At 62.4% G+C, this 17,905-nt stretch carries 13 protein-coding genes, 1 pseudogene and 1 riboswitch; of the genes and pseudogenes, 7 read left to right on the top strand and 7 right to left on the bottom strand.

Going from position 1 to position 17,905, the window contains the following annotated elements; all coding sequences use genetic code 11:
• Nucleotides 1–62 precede the first annotated feature (62 nt).
• The 5 genes from BLU85_RS29720 to BLU85_RS29740 all read right to left on the bottom strand — a co-directional run bounded on the left by BLU85_RS29720 (nucleotide 63) and on the right by BLU85_RS29740 (nucleotide 9,024).
• Complete coding sequence (locus BLU85_RS29720; protein ID WP_060739135.1) at nucleotides 63–563, bottom strand: methylated-DNA--[protein]-cysteine S-methyltransferase; 501 nt, start codon at nucleotides 561–563, stop codon at nucleotides 63–65.
• Between the two features lie 83 nt (nucleotides 564–646).
• Nucleotides 647–3,382 (bottom strand): winged helix-turn-helix domain-containing protein, encoded by a 2,736-nt coding sequence (locus BLU85_RS29725; protein ID WP_092205545.1) that lies wholly within the window; start codon nucleotides 3,380–3,382, stop codon nucleotides 647–649.
• A 364-nt stretch (nucleotides 3,383–3,746) separates the two neighbouring features.
• Nucleotides 3,747–5,111, bottom strand: coding sequence for a DUF1329 domain-containing protein (locus tag BLU85_RS29730; RefSeq protein WP_092205546.1), 1,365 nt, complete (start codon nucleotides 5,109–5,111; stop codon nucleotides 3,747–3,749).
• Nucleotides 5,112–5,136: 25 nt separating this feature from the next.
• A complete protein-coding gene (locus BLU85_RS29735; RefSeq protein WP_092205547.1) occupies nucleotides 5,137–7,008 on the bottom strand; it encodes a DUF1302 domain-containing protein in 1,872 nt (623 codons plus the stop codon).
• 333 nt (nucleotides 7,009–7,341) lie between these two features.
• Nucleotides 7,342–9,024, bottom strand: a complete 1,683-nt coding sequence (locus BLU85_RS29740) for a fatty acid--CoA ligase (protein WP_092205548.1) — start codon at nucleotides 9,022–9,024, stop codon at nucleotides 7,342–7,344.
• Nucleotides 9,025–9,292: 268 nt separating this feature from the next.
• On the opposite strand from BLU85_RS29740, the gene BLU85_RS29745 reads away from it, so the two are divergent.
• Both BLU85_RS29745 and BLU85_RS29750 read left to right on the top strand, forming a co-directional pair.
• Nucleotides 9,293–10,207 (top strand): glycosyltransferase family 2 protein, encoded by a 915-nt coding sequence (locus BLU85_RS29745; RefSeq protein ID WP_092205549.1) that lies wholly within the window; start codon nucleotides 9,293–9,295, stop codon nucleotides 10,205–10,207.
• The gene (locus tag BLU85_RS29750) at nucleotides 10,204–10,821 is read left to right on the top strand and encodes a CatB-related O-acetyltransferase (protein WP_092205550.1); all 618 of its coding nucleotides are present in this window, start codon (nucleotides 10,204–10,206) and stop codon (nucleotides 10,819–10,821) included. Before BLU85_RS29745 ends, BLU85_RS29750 begins: the two co-directional genes overlap by 4 nt.
• Before the next feature lie 46 nt (nucleotides 10,822–10,867).
• On the opposite strand, the gene BLU85_RS29755 is transcribed toward BLU85_RS29750, so the two are convergent.
• A complete protein-coding gene (locus BLU85_RS29755; RefSeq protein WP_060739142.1) occupies nucleotides 10,868–11,497 on the bottom strand; it encodes a LysE family translocator in 630 nt (209 codons plus the stop codon).
• A 164-nt stretch (nucleotides 11,498–11,661) separates the two neighbouring features.
• Between BLU85_RS29755 and BLU85_RS29760 the strand changes: the two genes are divergently transcribed.
• From BLU85_RS29760 to BLU85_RS29770, 3 genes are all read left to right on the top strand, one after another.
• On the top strand, nucleotides 11,662–12,627 hold the full coding sequence (locus tag BLU85_RS29760) for a 2-hydroxyacid dehydrogenase (RefSeq protein WP_092205551.1): 966 nt from the start codon (nucleotides 11,662–11,664) through the stop codon (nucleotides 12,625–12,627).
• 45 nt (nucleotides 12,628–12,672) lie between these two features.
• Nucleotides 12,673–13,671 (top strand): class I SAM-dependent methyltransferase, encoded by a 999-nt coding sequence (locus tag BLU85_RS29765; protein ID WP_092205552.1) that lies wholly within the window; start codon nucleotides 12,673–12,675, stop codon nucleotides 13,669–13,671.
• Nucleotides 13,672–13,721: 50 nt separating this feature from the next.
• Nucleotides 13,722–13,842, top strand: a riboswitch (yybP-ykoY riboswitch).
• 90 nt (nucleotides 13,843–13,932) lie between these two features.
• The gene (locus BLU85_RS29770; RefSeq protein WP_092205553.1) at nucleotides 13,933–14,517 is read left to right on the top strand and encodes a TMEM165/GDT1 family protein; all 585 of its coding nucleotides are present in this window, start codon (nucleotides 13,933–13,935) and stop codon (nucleotides 14,515–14,517) included.
• A 109-nt stretch (nucleotides 14,518–14,626) separates the two neighbouring features.
• On the opposite strand, the gene BLU85_RS29775 is transcribed toward BLU85_RS29770, so the two are convergent.
• A complete protein-coding gene (locus BLU85_RS29775) occupies nucleotides 14,627–15,442 on the bottom strand; it encodes a M48 family metallopeptidase (RefSeq protein ID WP_092205554.1) in 816 nt (271 codons plus the stop codon).
• A 1,304-nt stretch (nucleotides 15,443–16,746) separates the two neighbouring features.
• On the opposite strand from BLU85_RS29775, the pseudogene BLU85_RS31910 reads away from it, so the two are divergent.
• Both BLU85_RS31910 and BLU85_RS31915 read left to right on the top strand, forming a co-directional pair.
• Nucleotides 16,747–16,941, top strand: a pseudogene (locus tag BLU85_RS31910) (HAMP domain-containing protein); the annotation flags it as partial.
• Nucleotides 16,942–17,055: 114 nt separating this feature from the next.
• Nucleotides 17,056–17,799 (top strand): methyl-accepting chemotaxis protein, encoded by a 744-nt coding sequence (locus tag BLU85_RS31915; protein ID WP_371914262.1) that lies wholly within the window; start codon nucleotides 17,056–17,058, stop codon nucleotides 17,797–17,799.
• Nucleotides 17,800–17,905 lie beyond the last annotated feature (106 nt).

The following is a 17,905-nucleotide window of genomic DNA, read 5'->3' on the forward strand; positions in this document are numbered from 1 at the left end:
GCTCGCTCCCACAGGGGATTGGGGATGGATGCAAAATCTGCAGTCACACAGGGAGGTGGCAGTCAGAACGCCAACTGCAGGGTCTGCTGGCCTTCGAGGCTGAGCAGCAATTGTTTGGCCGCCAGGCCGCCAGCGAAGCCGGTGAGGCTGCCGGAGCTGCCGATGACGCGGTGGCACGGGGCGATGATCGAGATGGGATTGCGACCGTTGGCGGCGCCGACCGCCCGGACCGCTGTCGGTTGGCCGATCTGGACGGCGATGTCGCGGTAGCTGCGGGTTTCACCGAAGGGGATGGTCAGCAGTGCGTGCCACACTCGGACCTGGAAATCAGTGCCGGCAAAGTCCAGCTCCAATTCGAAACGGCGGCGTTGACCGGCGAAATACTCCAGCAACTGACGTTCGGTTTCCTTGAGGACCGGATGCTGGGTGTCTTCTTCCAAAGGCCCCAGGCGCACCCGGTTGAGCCGCTCGTTTTCCCACAGGATGGCCGCCAGTCTTGTCTCCCGGGCGACGAGGATCAACTGGCCGACGGGGGATGGGATGGTTTTGTACAGAGGCAACATCGAGGGATTCCTTGTCAAAGCCTTTGTGGCAAGAAAGCTTACTCCCTCGCCACAGGTTTTTCTCACCGCCCCCAAAACCTTGCTCAGCCCAACAACCCCAACGCCTTCGCCCGCGCCACCGCCTGGGTGCGGCGCTCGACGCCGAGTTTGCTGTTGATGTGGCTGGCGTGGGTCTTGACGGTGTGCAGCGAGATGAACAATTGCTCGCTGATCTCCTGGTTCGAACAGCCCTGGGCAATCAGTTGCAACACCGCCCGCTCGCGACTGCTGAGGGTTTCGACAGGTGCCGCCGGGTCGACAGGCTGGACCACCGTCGAGGGCAGGCGCTCGAGCAGATGTTCGCGCAACGTGCTGGGCGGTGCGTGCAGCAGTTGTTCGCGAAACCATTCACAGTGCTTGCCAAACAACCACTCGAAGGGCTGCAACACCCCGCCGCTGGCGGCTTCGAAAGCTTGGGCCAGGGTACGGCGGGCTTCGGGCTCACGGCCGACGCTCAACAGCAAGGCGACCTTCTGGTTGAGGGCCATCACGCTGAGCATTTGCCGGCCGGTTTGCTGGCCGTGTTCAAGCAGGGCATCGAGTCGCCCTTCGGCAAGCATCGGTTGACCCCGGATGGATTCCAGCACCGCCTGCTGCAATTCGACATGCAGCGGCAATTGCGGGTGGAATTCCGGCGGCGCGGCGGCCCGTTCGCCCGTGTAGGTCTGGCCCAAGCGGGCCAGCCAGGCTTCGGCCAGGTCGGTGCGCCCCTGGGCCAGCCAGAGTTCGCATTTGACCAGGGTAATCATTGCCAGGTAGTAGATCGGCGGAACGTCCCAGATGTGCATCAGGCGCTCGGCTTCAGCCAGTTCGGCAAAGGCCCGGGCGAACTCGCCGCCATGACCCTCGATACGGGCGATCACGCAATGGCCGATCAGCACGCTGATGTCGCGACAGGCGCGGGCTTCGGTGAGGCCTGCCTGCAACCGCGCCAGGCCGACCTGGGGTTGCATGCGCAAGGTCAGCAGGAAACCCTCGTACATGATCAACCGCGCCCGCACCGCATAAAGCCGCTGGGGCGATAGTGCATGCAAACGCTGCAAACCCTGGTGCACTTCGTCCAGCGCCCGCAGGATTTCCCCCCGCGCCTGCAAGACCCGGGCACGGTCGTAATGGGCCAGGGCCTCGAACAATGGGTTGCCAACCCGCTGCGCCAGCTCAAGGGAGTCGCGGTTCAGGTTCCGGGCTCGCCACAGGTCGCCGTCGGCAATCGCCAGGTTCGACAAGGTGGACAGGCACATCAGCCTTTGGCCGTAGCGTTTTTGCGGTAGGCTCTCCAGGGCTTCGCTGCAATAACGCAAGGTGGCCTCGCGATCACCGCGGCCACGGGCGACGATGCCGCTCAGGGCCAGCCATTGGGCGAGCATGGATTTTTGCGCGGTGGCCGAAGGGGCGGGCAGGAAGCGACTCAAGTGCGCGGCCAGCTCTTCGGCGGCATCCAATTGACAGGCCAGGCCCAATGCCCAGCTGTAGAGCACGATCAGTCGCGGCGTGCTGATGAGCAGGCTGTCGGGCAAATCCATTTTCCAGCGCAGCAACATGCCGACGTTCTGCTCGGCCAGCAGTTGCTCCTCCGAAAGGTTCTGCACCAGGTTCGCCGCCACGTCCAGGTGCCCGGCCCGCAGCGCCTGTTCCACGGCTTCGTCGATCAGGCCCTGGGCGTTGAACCAGCGACAGGCCCGCAGGTGCAGGGTCGCGGCCGGGACCATGGCCGGCGCGCTGGGGCGACTGCGCAGCAGGTCGGAAAACAAGTGGTGATAACGATACCAGTGACCGTGTTCGTCCAGCGGCACCAGGAAGACTTGGTGAGCCGCCAGGTAACGCAGTATTTCGCCACTGTCATGGGCTTCGCGCACGGCATCGCACAGCGCGCTGCAAAAGCGTTCCTGAGGGGCCGTGTCGTAGAGGAACGCCTGCACCTCGGCGGGCAGGCAATCGATGACTTCCTCGAGCAGGTAATCGCGGATCAGCCCTTCCCCACCGTGCAGAGCCTGGGGCAGCAGGCCTTCGCTGCCGGCCTCGGAGGCGGCCAGCAACCAGAACCGCAGCCCGGCCACCCAGCCTTCACTGCGCTGGATGAGGTTTTCCAGCGCCTCGCCGCGCAACGAGCTGCTGTGATGCTGGAGCAGGGTCAAGGCTTCGTCATGGGTCAGGCGCAGGTCTTGCTCGTTGAGTTCGAGCAATTGCCGCGACAGGCGCAGGCGCGCCAGGTGCCAGTCCGGGCGCTGGCGGCTGGTGACGAGTACCAGCAAACCGTCGGGCAGGTGATTGAGGAAAAATTGCAGGGAGCGATCCAGCACCGGCCCCTGGGCCAAGTGGTAATCGTCGAGGACCAGCAGCAAGGGGTTACGGAGCGACAAGTGGGCGGACAATTCGTCCAGCAAACCATCGAGCCATTCTTCGAAGGCAAAGGGTTGATGGCGCTGGCGCATTTTCAGCAGCCCCAGTGCCCGGCCACCCAGCTGCGGGAAAAACGCCTGGAGCCCTTCGAGCAAGCGCTCCAGGAAACGCCCCGGATCGTTGTCCCGGGCACTGAGCCCCAGCCAGAGGCTTTGCCAATGGGCCGGCAGGCTCTGGCAGAACTCCACCGCCAGGGAGCTTTTACCGAACCCCGCCGGGGCACTGACCAACAGCAACCTGCCCCCAAGCCCAGCGGCCAAACGCTCGCACAACCGCGGCCGCGCGACATGGCCGTCGGGCAAGGGCGGGCGGTAGAAACGCCCGTCCTGTACCGCGATGGCTGCGCGGGCAGAATCCGGAAGTGAAGACAAATCAGTCATGGCCGGCTCTTGTAGGAATGCGGGTGGCGGCGTTGCAGATGTCCGCAGACTAGCGGTAAACGAGGAGGTATTGAAGGGAGTGCTACAAATGGCTACAAAAAGACTACAAGTCGATTCAACTTGAAAGGCGTGTGGCTTCACTTCTGTGGCGAGGGGATTTATCCCCGCTGGGCTGCGAAGCGGCCCCCTCAGCCCTCTACCTCTGAACATCAGCCGGATAGCCTTCAAGCTTTTTGGGGCTGCTTCGCAGCCCAGCGGGGATAAATCCCCTCGCCACAGGGTTTTGTGTTGACTGCTCGAACAAAAAAAACGCCCCGAACCAGTCGGGGCGTTGTTTCGAGGATGCGGCCTCGGGTGGAGCGGTTTAGCGGATGCCGTCCTGGCGCAGTGCGTTCGGGGTGAAGTCGGCGGTGGTGGCGGTGAAGCCGAAGTCGTAGGCCGATTTCTCTTCGTTCTTCATGCCCAGCGCCAGGTAGCGGCCGGACTGCAGGTCGTAGAGGGTTTCTAGGGCGTACCACGGCACTTGCTTGTCGTAGTAGTTCTCGGCATGAGCCTCGGCCACGCGCCACAGTTGACCACGACCGTCGTAGTGGTCGATCACCGCGGCTTGCCAGGTGTCCTCATCGATGTAGAAGTCACGCTTGGCGTAGATGTGGCGCTGGCCTTCCTTCAGGGTCGCGGTCACGTGCCAGACGCGCCGCAGCTCGTAGCGGGTCAGGTCCTGGTTGATGTGCCCGGCCTTGATGATGTCGGCGTACTTGAGTTGCGGCGAATCGATCCTGTAGCTGTTGGCGGCGATGTACAGCTCTTTCTTGCCTTCCAGTTTCCAGTCGTAGCGGTCCGGTGCGCCGTTGTACATGTCCAGGTTGTCGGAGGTACGCAGGCCGTCGGCCGCCGTACCCGGGCCGTCGTAGGACACCTGCGGGGCACGGCGCACACGGCGCTGGCCAGCGTTGTAGACCCACGCCGAACGCGGTTCCTTCACTTGGTCGAGGGTCTCGTGCACCAGCAGCACACCACCGGCCAGGCGCGCCGGCGCGGTCACTTGTTGCTTGAAGTAGAACAGGATGTTGCCCGGGTTGGCCGGATCGAAATCCTTCATCTTGTCGCGGAACACGAACTGGTCGCGGAAGTACACCAGGCTGTACGAACCGTTGGGCTGCGGGGTGGCCTGGGTGACCAGGCGCGTCACGCTGCCGCCGCGATAGCGGGTGATGTGGTTCCAGATGACTTCAACACCGCTCTGGGGAATCGGGAACGGCACGGCCGTCTCGAAGTTCTCCAGGCCGTTGCCGCCGGAGACCAGCTTGGTGTTGACCGCATTCTTCTTGATGGAGGCGAACACCTCGTCCGGCACGGTGGCGCCGCGATGGGTCGGGTAGACCGGCATCTTGAAGGTTTCCGGGTAGCGCTTGAACATCGCGTACTGGCCTGGGGCGAGTTTGTCCTTGTACTGCTCGACGTTCTGCGCAGTGATGGTGAACAGCGGTTTTTCAGTCGGGAACGGGTCGGCCAGGAAGCCCTTGCTGTCCACGGCGCCGGCGTTCTTGGCCATGGGTTTCCAGGCCGAGATCGAACCGTCGGCGTTGCCAGCCATCTCGGCACCCATCGGCGTCAGGCTCTTGCCCAGCTTGTCGGCCTCGGCCGCGGGTACGGCCGCCATGACGCTGGCGGCCAGCAGGGACAGCCCCAAGACACCGGCCTGCAACAGATTCTTTGTTACTTTCATAGTGTGTCGTCCTGAAATACGGTGCTTAGAAGGTCACGCCGACGCTGAGCGCCAGGAAGTCGCGATCGTCCACGGTGCTGAAGTCGCCACCAAAGAAGTTGGTGTAGGCCAGGCTGGCGTTGTAGGTGTTCTGGTACTCGGCATCCAACCCGAGGCTGACGGCTTTGCGGCCTTCCTCGAAGTTGCCGCCAGGGCCCGGCGAGTAACCCTTGACGTCATGGGACCAGGCCACGTTGGGCTTGAGGTTCACGCCAGCGAAGACGTCCGGATATTCCCAGATGGCGCGAGCGCGGTAGCCCCAGGACGTGGAGGTGGTGAAGCCGTCGTTGTCGCAGTTGCTGTTCACGTCGTTGATGGTCTGGCCGCCACCTGCCGCGGTTGCGCCGTTGAGCCTGTTACAGGCTCCGTCGGGCAGTTGACCCGGACCAAAGACAGGGTCACGACCGTAGCGAACGTCCGACTTGCTTTCCAAGCCTCCAACATGAGTAACGCCGACTTCACCTACCAGCGTGAGGCGACTGGCGCCCATGACCTGATCCAAGAAGTGAGTGAAAGTGGTCTGGAACTGAGTGATTTCCTTGCGACGATAACCATGCAGATCCTGGCCTGGCACACCCGGGAGCAGCGAAGCATTGCCCAACGTAGGACCACCGAGCGGGCGAACGCCGGCGAACAGGATATCGGTGGTGCTCAATTGCACCGGTGCATTTGGGCGATAGCTCAATTCACCGCTCCACGCCGTACCGGTAGGCAGCGTCGTGGAGAAGCTCAGGCCGTAGAGGCGAATGTCTTCCGGATATTCGACGAAATATTGCGAGTTGCCTGCAACCAGCAGAGGCGCCAGTCCGGCAAACGGAGGGGGCAATCCTGCAGCTGTGTTGTAGACCGACTGCGAGGCACCCGTGGCACTGAAAATCGGCGCACGACTGTGGTAGTTCATGAAGTAGGCACCGAACTCGGTGTCCAGCGGCTCGAACATGTACTTCAACGAAGCGCCCCACTGACCACTGTCACGGGCGTCGCGATCCGGCCCGCGGCGTACCAGTACGCCTTCTTCGTTGACGTCGACACCCAGTGCGGCCGCTGGGCCCAACGCGGCGGCTGGGAGCGTGGAACGCTTGCTCAGCACCCGCAGGTTATCGGTGCACCCATCAGCAATCACATCCGGCTGGGAGAAGAACGTACCGCAGTTATCCACCACGGTCTGGTCCCATTCAATCTGGTAGAACGCCTCGGCCGAGAGGTTGTCGGTCAGGCTCTGGGACACGTAGAACATGTTGACCGGGATCAGGCCTTCCTTGATCTCGGCGCCAGGACGACGGAACGCGGACACGTCGACCGGGTTGATGGAGTTGATGCCGCCCTGGATGAACGTGCTTTCACCCCAGCTGACCACCTGCTTGCCCAAACGCACGGAGCCTGGCTGATCGGCAATGGAATAGTTGTGGTAGACGAACGCATCGAGGATCTGCCCGCCGGAGGACTTGGCGCCTTCCTTGCGGTTGCTGTCGCTGATGTCCTTGTACAGGCGATTTTCGTCCTTGAGTTCGAAGTCGTACCAGTACTTGCCCCGCACGAACACGCCGGTATCGCCGTACTTCAGTTCCAGGTCATGGATGCCCTTGAAGATCTTCGAGAAGGTTTCCCCTCGCTTGAAGTTCAAGTGACCGTCATCGGAGGTCTGCGACAAGCCCTTGCCGCCATTGTTGACACCGATCAGATCCCGGTTGGCCTTGGCCGTGGACCAGCTCGCGCCGACCGACAGGGACGAGTCGAACTGGCCTTCGATTTCACCGATGTTGAAACTGACGCCGAATGCTGGCCCGGCGAGCGAAGAGGCGAGACTGACCGCCAGAGGCAGTTTTGCCCGGCGCCAGAACGTGGTTGCTGAGGTCATCGACGCTACTCCATGTGCATTATTGTTATGGCAAGGGACATTTCAAAAACACCTCGACGGCAGGGAGAGCGGCAGCGTCCCGACATCCGTCGAAGTCGCATCGCCCTTTCGTGCGTGCGCCCCGTTCTTGAGAATCCGTGAGCGGACTATAGCCAGCAGGTAGTACGGCTTGATCCCTCTAAAGTGTGATTTGCAGCCCGCGACCACTCTGGAACAGTCCTTTCGCCAGGCCGACAGATGTCGGCACGGCAAGGATGGCTGAAATTTGCGGTTTGACAAGGCAAGCGCTTGCTTGGTGGGGCTGCCGTGCCCTTTCGGGCACGGCAAAAAGGCCTAAAGCGTGGACAGGAAGGTGCTGTTGTTGCTTTGCCATTCGGTGATGTCGACGCGGATACGCTTCTTGTCGAGCTTGCCGACGCTGGTCTTGGGAATTTCCGTAACAAGGGCGATCTGGCTCGGGATCGCCCACTTGCTCAAATGCCCCAGCTCGACGAACGGCTTGAGGTGCTCCTTGAGTTCGCGAGCCCCGATCTCATGCCCTTCTCGAACCACCAGCAAGGCAAACGGCCGCTCGCCCCACTGCGGATCGGGAATGCCGACCACTGCTACTTCGCGTACCCCCGCGTGCCGGCTGATGAGGTCTTCCAGGTCCAGGGAGGAGATCCATTCGCCACCGGTCTTGATCACGTCCTTGATGCGGTCGCGGATGTCGATGAAGCCCATGTTGTCCAGCGTGGCGACGTCGCCGGTGTGCAGCCAGCCGCCGGCCCAGAGTTCGGCGCCCTTGTGCGGCTCGTTGAAATAACCCTCGGTGAGCCACGGCGCGCGCAGCACCAGTTCGCCCTGGGTCTCGCCATCGGCCGGCAGGAACCGTCCCTCGGCGTCGACAATCGCCGCCTCCACCAGCGGCCCCGGCACGCCGGCCTTGATCCGGTAGGTGGTGCGCTCGTCCTCGCTGCCGGCCATCAATTCGTCGTTGAGGTGGGCACAGGACACCAGCGGGCCGGTTTCCGACATGCCGTAGGCGGCGGTGAGCTGGATGCCCCGCGCCTTGGCCGCTTCGTACAGGCTGCGATTCAGGGCGCTGCCGCCGATGACGATCTTCCAGCCGCCGAAGTCGGTGTCCTGGGCGCCCTTGGCATTGAGGACCATTTGCAGGATGGTTGGCACGCAATGGGAAAAGGTGACCTTTTCCTTGCGCCACAGCTGGACCAGGAACTCGGGATCGTAGCGACCCGGATAGACCTGCTTGAGCCCGAGCATGGTCGCCACGTAGGGCAGGCCCCAGGCATGGACATGGAACATCGGCGTGATCGGCATGTACACGTCGTTGGTGCCCAGCAGCCGCACGCTGTCGATGGACCCCATGATGGTCGCCACGCCCATGGTGTGCAGCACCAGTTGCCGATGGGTGAAGTACACGCCCTTGGGGTTGCCGGTGGTGCCGGTGGTGTAGAACGTGGTGGCGACGGAGTTTTCGTCGAAATCCTGGAAGTCGTAGGTGGGCGCCGCGGCGGCCAGCAATTGCTCGTATTCACCCACCAGGTTCGGCAGGTCGGCGGTTTTTTCCGGCAGGTCGGTCAGCAGCAGGGTCTTGTCCACCGTGGTCAGGTGCCCGGCTATCGCCTGGTACAAGCCGACGAACTCGCTGTTGACCAGCACGAAGCGGTCCTCGGCGTGGTTCATGGTGTAGACGATCTGCTCCGGTGACAGGCGCACGTTGATGGTGTGGATCACCGCGCCGATCATCGGGATCGCGAACATGCATTCCAGGTAGCGATGGCTGTCCCAGTCCATCACCGCCACGGTATCGCCGGCCTTGATCCCCGCCTCGGTCAACACGTTGGCCAGGCGCGCGACCCGTTCGATCAGCGTCGGATAGCTGTAGCGCAACTGGTCACGGTAGACGATCTCGCGGGTTTTCTCGTAACGCGTGCCGGACATCAGCAGCCGCTTGATCAGCAGCGGGTATTGATAGGCGCCTTCGGCTGGAGGAATAACGCGAGTCTGCAACATAAGAGTCCCTTTTCTGACTGCACGGTCTTGGCTGGAAGCAAGCACTCTAGAGCGCTTATACACGGATCAAATCAGCCAAAGGAATGATTTGATCCGCGCGCAAATACTAGCCTTGAGCCATCTCGCACCCGGGTTTCGCAAGCATCGCGCAACCAAACTTGTCGGATCGGGGTCCAACAGCGGCATAGGTATCACGCTTGCTACAAAAGCCGATGGGGAAAATGCCCTGGCAGGTCTTCAGCATGCCACCACTTTTTGACAGAAAATAATGAACGACGAACTGACCTCTTCCCAGGCCTCCGCGCCTCAAGATGCGCCGCTTGTGTCGATCGTGGCCCCTTGCTACAACGCCGGGAAGTACCTGGAAGAGGCGATCCACAGCCTCTTTGCCCAGGACTACCGGAACGTTGAGGTCATCGTGGTCGACGACGGCTCCACCGACGACAGCCTGGCCAGGCTCCGGCAGTTGCAGCGAACCTACGCTTTCCAGCTCTACTCCCAGGAGAACCAGGGTGTGAGCGCGGCACTCAACCACGGGTTGAAATATGCCAAGGGCACGTATGTCGCCACCCCGGACCTTGACGATGTGATGCTGCCCCATTCGATCCGGGTCCGCGCCCAATACCTGGACGAACACCCGCAGGTGGGCTGTGTCGGCGCGCTGGTCATCTACATCGACAGCGATGGCCGGACCATCAAGGAGCAACAGCGCGACCACATCCAGGTGCACACCTTCGATGACCTGCTGCGCAACGCCGCGGTCATCGGCGCGCCCACGGCCCTGTATCGCATGAGCGCCCTGCGCGACGCCGGTTTTTACGATCCGCAGCTAAGGGTCCAGGATTTCCAGATCACCCTGCGAATCGCCCGCCAGGGTAATGAGATCCATGAACTGCCGATCTGCGTCACGCGCTATCGGCGCCACCCCAATAACCTCTCGAGAAAGTACCGCTTGATGCTCAAGACGGACCTGCAGGCCATCGAGCCCTATCGGGACCACCCCGCCTACCAGTCGGCCCGCACGGTGCTGGTGCACAAAGCGCTGAAGTACGCCGTGGTCGAAGACCGGAAAGAAGCCTGGCGACTGTTGCGCAGCATCCCCTGGCGCCACTGGAACAAAACCAGTTTCAAACGCCTCAAGCGACTGGCCCTGCGAATGCCGATGACAAGGTCCCGATCATGAAATTCTTGCAAAAACTCAAGGAACGCAAAGTACGAAAGCACCTCAAGCGCCTGGAAAAACTCGAACGAGCACCGGAAAAAATCCGTCTGCGTTATCCGAAATACCAGGTCGGGGTGGGCACCTACGGCATTCCCGAGGTGATGGAGTTCGGCGACGACACGGTCCTCAAGGTCGGTTCCTATACGTCGATCGCCGAAGGGGTGAAGATCCTGTTGGGCGGCGGGCATCGCACCGACTGGGTCAGCACGTTCCCATTCCCACTGATGATCGATGAAGCCCGGGACATTCCCGGCAGCAACCCGACCAAGGGCGACGTGGTGATTGGCAGCGACTGCTGGATCTGCGCTGACGCGATGATCCTGTCGGGCGTGACCATCGGCCATGGCGCCGTGGTGGCCGCCGGCGCGGTGGTGACACGCGATGTCGAGCCTTACGCCATGGTGGGCGGCAACCCGTGCCGGTTCATTCGCTGGCGCTTCGAGGAGCCGGTGCGTCAGGCCCTGCTGGAGTCGGCCTGGTGGGAATGGCCGATGGAAGAGGTCAAGGCGGTGTCACCGCTGCTGTGCAGTGACAACATCGACGCTTTTCTGGATTACGCCCGCCAACGGCATTGATCGCCCCACACCCGCATGGAAGCGATCAGAGGAAAGACCAGAGCGGTCAGTGCGCCTCGGTAAACGCCAGCTTCACCCCGATGGCGACGAGCACCGCGCCCATGGTCCGGTCGAACCAGTGGCCCATGCGCGCGAAACCGGCGCGCACCCGTTGCTGGCTGAACAACAGCGCCACCAGGCAGAACCAGACAGCCGTCGCCACCGCCAGGTACACGCCGTAACCGGCCTGGATCGCCAACGGCGTGTGCGGGTTGATCACCACGGTGAACAGCGACAGGAAAAACAATGTCGCCTTGGGGTTCAGGCCATTGGTGACAAACCCCGAAATGAACGCGCCGCGGGCGGTCCGCTCACCGACCTCCTTGTGCAGGTTTTCCTCGGCCGGCTTGGCCGGTTGCGCCCGCAGTGCCTTGAAGCCGATGTACAGCAGGTACGCGGCGGCGGCCCACTTCAGTGCGTTGAACAGCACGATCGATTGCGACACGATCAGGCCGATACCCAGCAACGAATAGCCCACATGCAGGAAAATCGCCGTGCCGACGCCCAGCGCCGTCCAGGTCCCGGCGCGCCGGCCATGGGTCACGCTTTCGCGCACCACCACGGCAAAATCCGGCCCGGGGCTGGCAACAGCCAGCAAGTGGATCAGGGCGACGGTGAGAAATTCGGTGAGGTACATAGAGGCTCCTTGGCTAACTCAATCTCGAAACGAACATCAACTTTTTGGAGAGTGGACATGTGAGGTTCCTCATGACCCCCAATATCGCGCCAGACCAAAGCAACAAACCATCTGATAGGCTCGCCACATTACGCCTTCGGTTCTTGACATAAAAGGTACAGCTGATGACGAACACCGCCCGCGCCGTTTTCCTCGACCACCCTTCCCTGGACCTCGGCGACCTGGACCTGAACCCGTTGCGCAGTTGCTTCGGCGAACTGCAACTGTTCGCCCGGACCACGCCGGACCAGGTCATCGAGCGGCTCAAGGGCGCCACGGTGGCAATCACCAACAAAATCGTGATCGATGCCCAGGCCATGGCGGCCAGCCCTGAGCTGAAGCTGGTCCTGATCAGTGCCACGGGTACCAATAATGTCGACCTGGCGGCCGCCCGTCACCACGGCATCACGGTGTGCAATTGCCAGGGCTACGGCACGCCGTCGGTGGCCCAGCACACCCTCATGCTGTTGCTGAACCTGGCGACGCGCCTGGCCGATTATCAAAAAGCGGTGGGCGAAGGTCGCTGGCAGCAGGCTTCGCAGTTCTGCCTGCTGGACTATCCGATTGTCGAGCTGGAAGGCAAGACCCTGGGCTTGCTCGGCCACGGCGAATTGGGCAGTGCCGTCGGGCGGCTGGCCGAAGCCTTTGGCATGCGCGTGCTGCTGGGGCAGATCCCGGGGCGCCCGGCCCGGCCCGACCGCTTGCCGCTGGAGCAATTGTTGCCGCAAGTCGATGCCCTGACCCTGCACTGCCCGCTCAACGAGCACACCCGGAACTTGATCGGCGCCCGCGAACTGGCGCTGCTCAAGCCCGGCGCATTCGTGATCAATACCGCCCGTGGCGGGTTGATCGACGAACAGGCCCTGGCCGAGGCACTGCGCAGCGGTCACTTGGGAGGCGCCGCCACCGACGTGCTCAGCGTGGAACCGCCGACCCAAGGCAACCCGCTGTTGGCCGGCGATATCCCACGGTTGATCGTCACCCCACACAACGCCTGGGGCAGCCGCGAAGCGCGACAACGGATCGTCGGCCAAATGAGCGAAAACGCCCAGGGCTTTTTCAGCGGTACAGCGCGGCGTGTCGTCAGTTGATAAACTGCGGCACTTTTTTTTACCCGCTTTATCAAGGAGCAGACCATGGATCCGCGCAGTGAAGTACTGCTTCGTCAGGCCGAGTTATTCCAGGGTCCGGTGTTGTTGGCCGGCCTGCCCGCCGACGATCTGCTCGGCCGTCTGCCAGAGGCCCATGGCTGGTGCTGGCATGCCGGCGACCAGGCGGCGCTGGACGCTCGTTTCCCCGAGCGCAGCCACTTTGGCGTGACCGTGCCCGAGCGTGCGTTCGACACCGCCGTGGTGTTCCTGCCCAAGGCCAAGGACCTGACCGACTACCTCCTCAATGCCGTGGCGGCGCGCCTGGCCGGGCGCGAGGTGTACCTGGTGGGGGAAAAACGCAGCGGCATCGAAGGGGCATCCAAGCAGCTCAACCCGTTCGGCAAGCCGCGCAAGCTCGACAGCGCCCGGCACTGCCAGCTATGGCAGGTCACTGTGGCCAACGCGCCCGAGGCCAAGCCCCTGGAAAGCCTGGCCCAGACTTACGAACTGCCCCTGGCCGAAGGCCCGCTGAAGGTCATCAGTCTGCCGGGAGTGTTCAGCCACGGTCGCCTGGACCGCGGCAGTGCGCTGCTGTTGGAACACCTGGATAAACTGCCCAGCGGACACTTGCTCGACTTCGGCTGCGGTGCCGGGGTGCTGGGAGCCGCAGTCAAGCGGCGCTATCCGAACAACACCGTCACCCTGTTGGACGTGGACGCATTCGCTGCCGCCAGCAGTCGCCTGACCCTGGCCGCCAATGGCCTGGAAGCCGAAGTATTGACCGGTGATGGCATCGACGCCGCACCGATGGGGCTGAGCGCGATCCTGAGCAACCCGCCGTTCCATGTCGGCGTGCACACCGATTACCACGCCACGGAAAACCTGCTGCGAAAAGCGGCCAAACATCTGAAAAACGGTGGCGAACTTCGGCTGGTTGCCAATAGCTTCCTCAAGTACCAGCCGCTGATCGAGGAGCACTTGGGCGTCTGCGCGATCAAGGCCGAAGGCCAGGGCTTTCGCATCTACCGGGCCAAGCGCGGTTGAAGTTTTTTAGGAAACAGTACTTGCTCAATCGGATTTGCCTAGGCAGAATCCGCTCCGTCCTAGGGGAGTAGTCTCCCGCGAGCACCATGCTCGCCCGGCATACGTCAACATACTTGGTCAGCAGACCATGGCATATGCGGCCCAAGCGTCCACGCAGATGGTCGCTGGGTTTGACAAGACCTATGACACGCACACCTTACCCGGGGCGGGAAGGCTGTACGTGTCATAGCCGTGTCGACCCGCCCCTTTAGGAAATCCCTGATGCTGGACTCACTTCTCGTACCTACGGCGATCGTTGCGCTGGCCGAAATCGGCGACAAGACGCAATTGCTCGCGCTCATCCTGGCGGCTCGCTTTCGCAAACCCTGGCCGATCATCGCCGGCATCGTTGCCGCGACCCTGGCCAACCATGCGGCGGCCGGCGCGGTCGGCGCCTGGGTCAGCGGCTTTTTCTCCAACGCGGTCCTGCACTGGATATTGGCGGCCAGCTTCACGGCCACGGCACTATGGACCCTCGTCCCGGACAAACTGGACGATGAAGAAGCCAACACGGCCCGCCGGTTCGGCCCGTTCCTGACCACACTGATTGCGTTCTTCCTGGCGGAAATCGGCGACAAGACCCAGATCGCCACGGTGATGCTCGCCGCGCAATACCCGGAGTTGTGGCTGGTGATCATTGGCACCACCGTGGGCATGTTGATTGCCAACGTGCCGGTGGTCCTGGCGGGCAATTTCGCCGCCGAGAAGCTGCCCCTGACCCTGATCCGCCGCCTGGCCGCCTTGGCGTTCTTCGTCCTGGCGATCGTGGCGGTATACAAGGCGATGCAGAGTAGCGGGTGGGTTTGATACTGCGTCATCGTTCATCGCGAGCAAGCTCGCTCCCACAGAGGCTACAGATCATTGTGGGAGCGAGCTTGCTCGCGATGAGGCCGGCAGCCTCACCGCATGACAATGCTTATTTCTTGGCTTGCTGATACAGCGGCATCACCTTCGGAATCGCCGCTTGCAACGAAGCGATACGACTGCTCGACGACGGGTGGGTGCTCATGAATTCCGGCGGCGCGCCTTCCGAAGCCTTGGCCATCTTGTTCCACAAGGTGATCGCCGCATTCGGGTCGTAGCCGGCGCGGGCGGCCAGTTCGAGGCCGATCAGGTCGGCTTCGTTCTCGTTGCCACGGCTGTTGGGCAAGGTCATGCCGTAGTTGGCGACGGTGTCGGCCAATGCCAGGCTGTCCTGGCCAAGGCCGAACAAGGCACCGGCGCCCTGCTTGGCCATCTCGATGCCATAGGCCTTGGACATCGCTTCGCGCCCGTGCTCACGCAGGGCGTGGGCGATTTCGTGGCCCATGATCGCGGCGATTTCAGCGTCGGTCAGCTTCAACTGGTCGATCAGGCCGGTGTAGAACATGATTTTGCCGCCAGGGCCACAATTGGCGTTGAGTTCATCGCTCTTGATCAGGTTCACTTCCCAGTTCCACTGTGCCGAATCCGGGCGGAACACCGGCGCCTGGGCAATCAAGCGATCGGCAATGACCTGGATGCGCTTGGCATCGTTGCTGGTCTTGTCCAGTGCACCCTGGGCTTTGGCCTCACCCATCGTCTTTTGATAGGACTGGGCGTACATCTGGTTGACCTCGTCGGTCGACAGCATGCTGAACATGTACTGCTTGCGTTCCACACCCACGGCTCCGCCGCTGGTGGTGTTGACCGACTGACAACCGGCGAGCAGCAGCGCGGCGCTCAGAGCACTCACCATCAATATCTTGTTCATGTAAAAGAAGCTCCCTGGAAACGTGGGCGTATCCTAGGCCTTGATTTGTATCGGCGCCAGATACACAACGAGGGATTAGCGTTTTTTCGGACAGATCCCACCGCATCCATTTGCGACACCCACGCAGCTATTAGAGTCACCCGACGAACAGCGCCTCATGCCGTGCCACAGAAACGCCGATAAAGATCCCAGACGTCATTTCCGCGCCCGGAGCCTTTATGAAATTCAAATCGATCCAGTTTTCCGTGGCCGCCCTGGCCGGTGCCATCGTGCTCAGTGTGGTTGGCGCCCTTGTGCTGTACGCGCTGTTTGCCGGCGCCCGCACCCAGGAGATGGTGCAACAGCGCACCAAGGCGCAGTTCGAGCAACTCATCGAACAACGCCTCAGTGCCCTGGCGCGCACCCAGGCCAGCCTGATCCAACGGGAACTGGAAGCCCCGCTGCTGCTCGCCCGCGGCCTGGCCACCACGAACGCCTTGATGGGCATCAACGGCGCGGACGGCAACCCGCAACTGAAGGTGCCCCGTGAGCAAATGATCAGCCTGCTGCGGGAAACCGTGGTGCGCAACCCGAAGATCCTCGGCGCCTACATCGCCTGGGAGCCGAACGCCATCGACCACGACGACGCCAACTATGTGAACAGCCCGGTGGTGGGCATGGAAACCAACGGGCGTTTCCTGCCGTGGTGGTTTCGCAACCAGGACGGCTCCCTGGGCCTGGAAAAACTCGCCGACGTGACCGACCAGAAACTGCTCTCCACCGGCATCCGCGCCAGTGAGTACTACCTGTGCTCCCAGGACAGCAAGAAAGCCTGCGTGATCGACCCGGCGCCCTATCGCGTCGGCAGTACGATGACCATGCTCGCCTCGTTCATCGAACCGATCATGATCGATGGCAAGTTCCAGGGCATCGTCGGCGCCGATCTGTCGGTGAACTTCATCCAGGACATGCTCGTGGCCGCCGATGGCAAGCTGTACGACGGCGCCGGGGAAATGGCTCTGCTCTCGAGCAATAACCGGCTGGTGGCCTTCACCAAGGACCCGAGCAAACTCGGGGAAAAGGCCAGCGACCTGCTGGATGCCAGCGAATTGGACAACCTGGCCAAGCTGGGCGTCGGCGAGGTGCGCTACGACATCGACGAAGAACACGGGCATATCGAGGTGTACATGCCGTTCGGCATCGGCGAGACCAACGCCCGCTGGACGCTGATGCTGCAGTTGCCGCTGAATGCCGTCATGGCCGACCTGCAAGCCTTGCAGCAAGACCTCGACCATCAGCGCCAGGCCGATATCTTCGGCATGGCGATGGTGGGCCTGGTGATTGCCGGCATCGGTCTGCTGGTGATCTGGCTGGTGGGCCATGGCATTGCCCGGCCGCTCAAGCAAATGGTGACGATGCTCGATGACATCGCCCAGGGCGAAGGCGACCTGACCCGTCGCCTGGTGAGCGACCGCGCCGATGAGCTGGGGGCGATCGCCAGAGGCTTCAACACTTTCCTGAGCAAGTTGCAGGGCATGATCACCCAAGTGGTGACTTCGGTGCAGAGCGTCAGCGATTCATCGGAGCACACGGCCGATATTGCGATCCGCACCAACCAGGGCGTGCACAAGCAAATGTCCGAGATCGATCAGGTCGCCACTGCGGTGCAGGAAATGACCGCCACCGCCCAGGACGTGGCCCGCAATGCGACCCAGGCGGCCCAGGCGGCCAGTCATGCGGACCAGGCCGCCAGCCAGGGCATGCAGATCGTCCGGGATACCTCCACCTCCATTGGCGCCCTGGCCGTGGAAATCGGCAAGGCGGTGGGTGTGGTGCAGACCCTGGCCAAGGACAGCGAGAACATCAACGCGATCCTCACCGCCATCCGCGGGATCGCCGAGCAGACCAACCTGCTGGCCCTCAACGCGGCCATCGAAGCGGCCCGGGCGGGTGAACAAGGCCGTGGTTTCGCGGTGGTCGCCGATGAGGTGCGCAACCTGGCGCAGAAGACTCAGCAAGCGACCGAAGAAATCCAGGCGATGATTCAGCAGCTGCAACAAGGCACCCGGGACGTGGTGCAAGTGATGGAAGACAGCCAGCACCGTACCGATGAAAGCGTGCAGCACGCGGCGAAAGCGGCCCAGGCCCTGGAAACCATTACCCAGGCCGTGTCGGTGATCAACGACATGAACACCCAGATCGCCAGTGCTGCCGAGGAACAAAGCGCTGTGGCCGACGACATCAACCGCAACGTGATCAACATCGGGCAAGTGGCGAACGAAGTGGCCAGCGGCGCCGACGAATCCAGCGCGGCCAGCGCCGGGCTGACCAAACTGGCGGAGCAGCAGCGGCGGTTGATCAATCAGTTCAGGGTCTGATCCGAAGACCCCATCGCGAGCAAGCTCGCTCCCACAGGGATTGGCGGTGGAATGCCGACAGTGCGAACACCCCAAAACAACTGTGGGAGCGAGCTTGCTCGCGATG

This window comes from Pseudomonas sp. NFACC14 (assembly GCF_900106885.1).
GTDB classification, from domain to species: domain Bacteria; phylum Pseudomonadota; class Gammaproteobacteria; order Pseudomonadales; family Pseudomonadaceae; genus Aquipseudomonas; species Aquipseudomonas fluorescens_AA.

Excerpts from the sequence above, each read along its gene's own strand:
- BLU85_RS29720 (WP_060739135.1), bottom strand. The coding sequence starts at position 563 with ATGTTGCCTCTGTACAAAACCATCCCATCCCCCGTCGGCCAGTTGATC.
- BLU85_RS29725 (WP_092205545.1), bottom strand. The coding sequence starts at position 3,382 with ATGACTGATTTGTCTTCACTTCCGGATTCTGCCCGCGCAGCCATCGCG.
- BLU85_RS29730 (WP_092205546.1), bottom strand. The coding sequence starts at position 5,111 with ATGAAAGTAACAAAGAATCTGTTGCAGGCCGGTGTCTTGGGGCTGTCC.
- BLU85_RS29735 (WP_092205547.1), bottom strand. The coding sequence starts at position 7,008 with ATGACCTCAGCAACCACGTTCTGGCGCCGGGCAAAACTGCCTCTGGCG.
- BLU85_RS29740 (WP_092205548.1), bottom strand. The coding sequence starts at position 9,024 with ATGTTGCAGACTCGCGTTATTCCTCCAGCCGAAGGCGCCTATCAATAC.
- BLU85_RS29745 (WP_092205549.1), top strand. The coding sequence starts at position 9,293 with ATGAACGACGAACTGACCTCTTCCCAGGCCTCCGCGCCTCAAGATGCG.
- BLU85_RS29750 (WP_092205550.1), top strand. The coding sequence starts at position 10,204 with ATGAAATTCTTGCAAAAACTCAAGGAACGCAAAGTACGAAAGCACCTC.
- BLU85_RS29755 (WP_060739142.1), bottom strand. The coding sequence starts at position 11,497 with ATGTACCTCACCGAATTTCTCACCGTCGCCCTGATCCACTTGCTGGCT.
- BLU85_RS29760 (WP_092205551.1), top strand. The coding sequence starts at position 11,662 with ATGACGAACACCGCCCGCGCCGTTTTCCTCGACCACCCTTCCCTGGAC.
- BLU85_RS29765 (WP_092205552.1), top strand. The coding sequence starts at position 12,673 with ATGGATCCGCGCAGTGAAGTACTGCTTCGTCAGGCCGAGTTATTCCAG.
- BLU85_RS29770 (WP_092205553.1), top strand. The coding sequence starts at position 13,933 with ATGCTGGACTCACTTCTCGTACCTACGGCGATCGTTGCGCTGGCCGAA.
- BLU85_RS29775 (WP_092205554.1), bottom strand. The coding sequence starts at position 15,442 with ATGAACAAGATATTGATGGTGAGTGCTCTGAGCGCCGCGCTGCTGCTC.
- BLU85_RS31915 (WP_371914262.1), top strand. The coding sequence starts at position 17,056 with ATGTCCGAGATCGATCAGGTCGCCACTGCGGTGCAGGAAATGACCGCC.